A 624-nucleotide genomic window follows, 5' to 3' on the forward strand; every position below is an offset into this window, starting at 1 on the left:
CCTTCACAAAGTTATTGGGCTTACCAACGATGACCCCGTGTCCAAAGAATACCGCCCGATGAAACAGATTATTGAGCGTTTAAACCGGTCTTTCAAAGGGAACTACAGGGCAACCACCGGATTCGGCTCACAAGCTGGCTCTGTTTCCTATGTGACTTTGTTTGTGGCATATTTTAACTTCCTTAGACCACATGCATCACTGGAATACAACGTGCCGGTCATCATTCCGGAGCTTAGAAAGATGCCTAATATGCCGGAACGGTGGACGAAATTAATCGAAATGTCTCAGGACTTCCTTACAGAAATGCAGGCATCCTGATCAAGACATTCCTGACCACAGTTTCCCCTTTGTTTGCCTTGGAAACGTAATCTTAGATGATTTAGGGGTTGTCAAGTACTTTCCTTGACTACCCCTAAATCATCTGAGACAATGCGCAGCGGCAAACAAGGAAGGATGTGCTTACCCGCAGTTTTTGGGGTTTATTTGTCGTCCTCTCTTTAGGAACTCGTGTGCTAACTAGAGTCCATTCTGCATTTTCTTTCGTTCTAGCCAGCCTTTTATTGGTCGCTAAAGGACATGTAGATGATTCTTCACTTGGTTTTCATAGAACTTTTGACGTTACC

1 pseudogene is annotated in these 624 nt (G+C 44.4%); it reads left to right on the forward strand.

Annotation, left to right across the window (positions count from 1 at the left end):
- Positions 1 to 319, forward strand: a pseudogene (locus IEX94_RS19505) (DDE-type integrase/transposase/recombinase); the annotation flags it as partial.
- Positions 320 to 624: the final 305 nt, after the last annotated feature.

The organism is Oceanobacillus indicireducens, assembly GCF_014647195.1.
GTDB lineage: Bacteria > Bacillota > Bacilli > Bacillales > Amphibacillaceae > Oceanobacillus > Oceanobacillus indicireducens.